The 5,496-nt window shown below is 60.6% G+C and carries 1 protein-coding gene and 1 pseudogene; one reads left to right on the plus strand and one right to left on the minus strand.

Annotation, left to right across the window (positions count from 1 at the left end):
* A pseudogene (locus EOA60_RS16540) lies at positions 1-338 on the plus strand (DNA polymerase/3'-5' exonuclease PolX); the annotation flags it as partial.
* A 271-nt stretch (positions 339-609) separates the two neighbouring features.
* Here EOA60_RS16540 and EOA60_RS37635 read toward each other — a convergent pair.
* The gene (locus EOA60_RS37635; RefSeq protein WP_206628146.1) at positions 610-5,352 is read right to left on the minus strand and encodes a hypothetical protein; all 4,743 of its coding nucleotides are present in this window, start codon (positions 5,350-5,352) and stop codon (positions 610-612) included.
* Positions 5,353-5,496: the final 144 nt, after the last annotated feature.

The raw sequence follows: 5,496 nt of genomic DNA on the forward strand, positions 1-5,496 counted from the left end.
ATGATCTCGACATCGACAAGGTCCTCAGAACGTGCGCGAGATATGGTGTCGCTGTCGAAATCAACGCGCATCCGTGGCGGCTCGATCTCGACTGGCGGTGGCATCAGAAGGCACTCGACTACGGCTGTATCTTCAGCATCAACCCGGACGCGCATTCGATCCGCGAACTCGACCACATGCATTGGGGTGTCGAGATGGCACGCAAGGGGGGCGTTCCTAGGACGCGGGTTCTCAACGCGATGGGTTTGGCGGCTCTGCTTGCGCACCTTTCAAAGCGCAAGCGCGATTCCAAGACCGGCGGCAACAGCCGCTCGCCTGTGCGGAAAGCTGTCGCATGAGGCTCGAGGTCCTAGCCTAGATTAGCGCTTAGTGTTTCGACGTCAGCAGCTTTGGCCCAGGTCGGCGATCGACGGCCACTGTAAATGCCTGGAAGGGGGCCGTTAACTGACTGGCCGCTTCCGGCACGCGCGCTGTGAGAAGCGGACATTCGTTCAGATTCTTGCGGCAGGCGGAAATGCTAATGCGCAAGCCGCTCGACCTGCGCTAAAGCCGCGGCGGAGATGCATGGTTGATACCGGCCCGAAGAGCGATTGGCCATGATCGGGACCATCAGCGTCGCGTCCTGAGCTCCATCAACACAGGCCACACCGCTTCAGCAGCAGTGCTGGCATCGACCTTGCGAGCGACCACATCCAGACAAGAAATTGCTGCCAGGATGCTCATCGGCCAGGCATCGACGATTTGTGCAACGTGTCTGGCGAACTGACGCATCTGGCTCGACAAGTCGCCTCCGACCGTAGCGGCGAACCACTGCGCCGCGTGGAGCAGCGCCTCAAGAGCCTTGGTGCTTTCGTCGTCCTGCGCTGCCTTGAGCCGCTTATGAGGCCAGATCCGGGCATTGGTTGAAGCGACTGACGAAATTGTCCGTTCGAACAGATCGGCGTCACCGAGGCGCGCGCATGCTTTTGCAAAGATCTCCAGTTGTGCACGATGAGATGGTTCCGTTCTGTCCAGAGGCGCATCCACCAAGCGCTTCGAGATTGTCTTCCGGATTTCGATCAGAACGTCCTGATCAACGCTTTCCACCTCTACTAACAGTGTGAGAGCGGGACCAACGAAGGTAGAGTTCTGTGTAGACTCCTCGACAATCCGACGGGCCATTGCCGTGTCCGTCCTTAACGAGAACGGGCTATCGGACGAAAGCCATCCGGCATCGATGTACAAGGGAATGGGATCTTGCGCAGGCCAAAAGCCTTGTGGAGCCACCACTGCGGCCGATCCGGCTTCAACAGTCGGACTCCAAGCCTCTCCTCGCTGCATACCAGCAAGCGCCTGGAGACTTTCAGACGGTTCGAAGCCCGCCTTCAACAACCTCGATACTATCGCGGCGTCGACCCGTGATGACGTGAGCCTCAGACCGAATGTCTGTGCCCACCTTGGCCAAAGTCGCTGACGCTCGAACTCAGTGAATGTCGCAACGTCGTTCTGGGCAAGCCACTGATTGAAGCTGGCGGTCTCGAAACCTGCGGGAAGGATCGCACGGCTGACATGCTCGGCGAACGTCCAGATCAGTGAGATGTTCACGTCGACGGGCATCTCCTGCCAACGGGCGTCGTTGATCGCTCTCTTGGCAGTGCGTCTTACTAGGCCTGAGAAAATTCCCCTCCCAGCCTGGATGAGTTGACCGATATACTCGTCGACCTCCGAGGAGTCCGGATCTGGAGCTCCACGGGCTACAAACCTGCTCACGGCCCACAGTGGCGAATCCCAATATCTTCGATCGTTCTCCGACGATGTCTGGCTCGCCTGCGCGTCGAGCAGAGCCCGAGGCAACTCGAAGGGAAGGCCGGATAGTCGCTCCAGCGCACCGTCGGCTCCCAAGGATTCCAAAAGCGCCGCTGTGGCATCTGCCGCTAGGCTCGCGGCATCCCCGCGATAGTCGGGCGGCAGACCTAGGAAATCGAAGATGACCGCGGGAGACGGGAGGTCGAAACCGTCGATGGAGAGCGCCCTCCCATGGCGAACGCGCTCGCGCATGACCTCGATCTGTCGTCGGAACTCCCCGCCCCTCGCCTCGTCGAAAAGCAGAACCCGCCGATCGACATCGGTCTCGTCCAATATCACGCGCGCGGTCGCATCCGAGATGTCCCGGTCCACGCGCGCAGCTGACCTGAGGGCTTCGACGGCTTTTTCACGCAACGAGATGTCCGGGTGAACCAAGGCTATCGACGTGCGATCGAAGTTGTATCGACGTTTCTTGATCGTGAGGAAGATCAAGGGCAGATCGTCCTCGACCGCCTCGCTTTCCAGTCGGGCCGAATCCTTCGAGTTGTGCAAAGGAAACTTAACCTTCTTCCCGCTGCTCTCCGCTTCCCGGATCGCGGTCGGTAGATCGGCGATCCTGACGGTAATGCCGTCAGCCACTTCCAGCGTCGTCACCCTCTCGCTGCCAAGGGCCTCCGCCACCCCGTTACGCGCGGCAATCGCGTCGTACCATTCGCTCGGTAGCAGGCTCAGGAACCGATGGACGATATTCCTCATATGAGCCCGCAACTTCCTGCGAAGGCTTTCGTCAGTTTCTGGCGGATCCTCAAGGATGCGGGACGCCATTCCAGCCAGTATTTCGACGATGTCGCTAAAAAGCTCGGGGTCCGCGTTGCGGGTTACATCCACGACGCTCAGTGCCCAGTTTACGTACATCTGCCTGTCGGCGTCCGACATCTTCTCCGACGTCAGCTCGGCGAACAGAGGGACTGATATGATCTGAGCGGGGATCAAGCTCGCCAGCCTACGCCTTCCGGCCGGGGTGGTATCGGCCATGGCGCCTGGGGCATGCTCCAGCCTGAGGTATATCGAAACCCATGCGGACCTCGCCAACCTCTGTTCGAGGGTTTGATCCGGATGCCTCCATATCGAAAGAAGCGTTTCTTTCAGGAGCGTGGCGAGTTCGATCAGCTGCCGGGTCTCTCCGACGACGTTCCCGTCTGCATCGACATGCAGGTTCGGCTCTATGTAAGCGAGGTTGGACGCCTGGATCGCGAACCAGCGGCGGATGTCGGTCAGAACGCCATTCTCGACGACCTCTCCATCCACGATGGGCGCCTGCTCGAGGACCCGGACGATTTCCTGTTCCGACCCCGGCATGAACGAGTAGCCGTTACTCCACAGATCGCGGAGGATCGTCTCATGCCTCTCCGAAGACAGTAACCCTCTGTCCATCAAGAGGCTGAGGATGTCCGTGAGGTAGAGCGCCTCCGGGAACCGCTGCTTCGAAAGCGCTCGATCCTCGATCCAGAACAGGACGCCTCGTTTCGCCTCGTCCGTCGGAAGCGTGTCCATGAGACATCTGACATGGGCGGGAAGCGACTCAAGCCGCTCCTCGTCCTTTTCGTGATATGTATCGGGTCTCGTCCGCCATGCGGATGAGGTCAGCCGATCCGCAACGACCTGCTGCAGGCCGTCCAGCGAGGCGCCGATCGACTCCTCCTCCCTCAAGGTTTCGACGTCGTCGGACAGGCGACGGGCATCGCCGACCAGAACACAAGTCGGCAGCGATCGAGCGATTGGCTCAAGGACCTTGAGTTGCGCTAGATGCGCCACGGCCGTGGCCGAGAGGCTGACGCCCGCACCGGGCAACGCGCGTCGCTCCGGCGGCTTTTCCAGATCCAGTCCTCGAACGGCTGCCTCGACCTCGTCCCGGGTGAGATGTCCGTTTTCGAAAGCGTGTTCGAGGAGGGTCGGAGCCATCCATTCGTCATCGTTCCCGCTACCACATAACATTTCGACGCGGACCGCTCCTTCCGGTGCGGTGTCGACGACCTTGACGGCGCTGCTCCCGCTCTCGATCGCGAGGATGGTCGCGGCGACTTCACGGCTCGGCCCTGAATACTGTTGGCGGAGTTGGAACAGCGCCTGTGGAAGCGTTCCGGGAACCATGACCCGGAAGACCTTGTCCAGATCATCGAGCAGCTTGAGCCGATGGGCCAGCAGAATACCGCTGAGATCGACGACAAGTTCAGGATTGCCAACCACCTCCGGTGCAGGCTGTAAGGCGCCGTGCCCGAGCAGGAGCATCGGGAATGCATCTCCGATGTTGTTGCGTCTGGATCGGCCCGATCCTAGGAACAGAGATCCGTACGCCTTCTCGTCGCCGCGCATCGCGAGCGCTGCAGGAACTTGCCCTGCCAGCCATTGCCCGAAAGCCTGCCTGTACTCGTCGGCCCGCTCCTTCATGTAGGCGAGAATTTCTTCGACTGTATCGAACTTGCGTACAGTGCCAAAGCCCTCGCCGCCCGTGACTATCCTGCGGACCATCTCGTCCTTCAGGTCATCGAAGCCGCCTAGCGAATTGGCGAGGTTTAGAAGGATTCCTGCGAGTTCGGCTGGAATATCCGCGTCACCTACCTGCTCCAACGCCTGCCGCGCGGTCTCGGGCGAAGCCGTTCTCAACGCATAGGCGATCTGCACAGCCTGTCGGCTGTCCAGCCTCCGGGCAGCCAGCGCTTTCTCGGTCTCGATCTTCAGTTCCCTGAGGTTCCCGACACGCAGGTAAGCGTGAAGCAAACGGTCATGGACGCGGGCATTGTTGTCGTCGGCGAGCATTCCCCGTAGGTCCGCGATGACCTGGCTGTGCTGACCAAGCCCTTCGTGCGCTTCGATACGCGGATATCGCAGGCGGTTCGGTAACGCGTCCCCGCGGAAGTGTTCGATTGCCTGGAGGGCGATTGAGTACTCTTTGGTGCGATTGGCAGCCCGGGCGACCAACTCGAGTGCCCGTACGGTCCCGATCTCGAACAATTTCTCGCGAAGGGAGAGCACGTCGGCGTAAGAGCGCGTCGACGACAGGAACTCCGCCCCGGACGCGAGGTTTTCGACGGATGCACCCGTCCCTGACAGGAAAGCCATCAGAGGAAGGTTGTCTCGCCTGCCGATCGCCCAACGAACCGCAGAGGAGTAGTTTTCCTCCGGTGGACCCGCGTCCTCTCCAAGCTGCTTCCTCCACATCGCGAAGAATTCCGCGGCTTCAGGAAACGACGGACCAAACCTGCGGACCACCGCCAACCCCGGCCGAGGACTGTCAAGCCTCGATGCCATGAGCGCCAATACGACGACGTGACCGGGCGTGCCCTCGCCACGCCGCAGGAGATCGCCCAGCTTTTTCTTGACTTTGCCCCGCCGCATCGGGACCCCGCAGTGTAGCAACCACGCGATCACCGAAGGCTCCAACATGCTTCGAGCCATCAGGGCACGCGCATATCTCCTCGCTTCCATCTGTCGGTCGGGATTGAGCAGCAATGCGCCGAGCTTCCATATCTCGGCTTCGCGGCGGAACTCCCCGTCTCCATCGGCCACCAACCTATCGAAGGCGCTGGCCGCCTCGGAAAGGAGCCTGATCGCTTCTTGACCTGGCCGAACGAGGGATGGAGCGATCGGATCGGGTATGCCGCCAAACTGAATCTGAACGCCCGGTGCAAGCGCGGATGCTATCTGCAGTAC

It is taken from the genome of Mesorhizobium sp. M1A.F.Ca.IN.020.06.1.1 (genome assembly GCF_004023265.1).
In the GTDB taxonomy this organism is placed as follows: domain Bacteria; phylum Pseudomonadota; class Alphaproteobacteria; order Rhizobiales; family Rhizobiaceae; genus Mesorhizobium.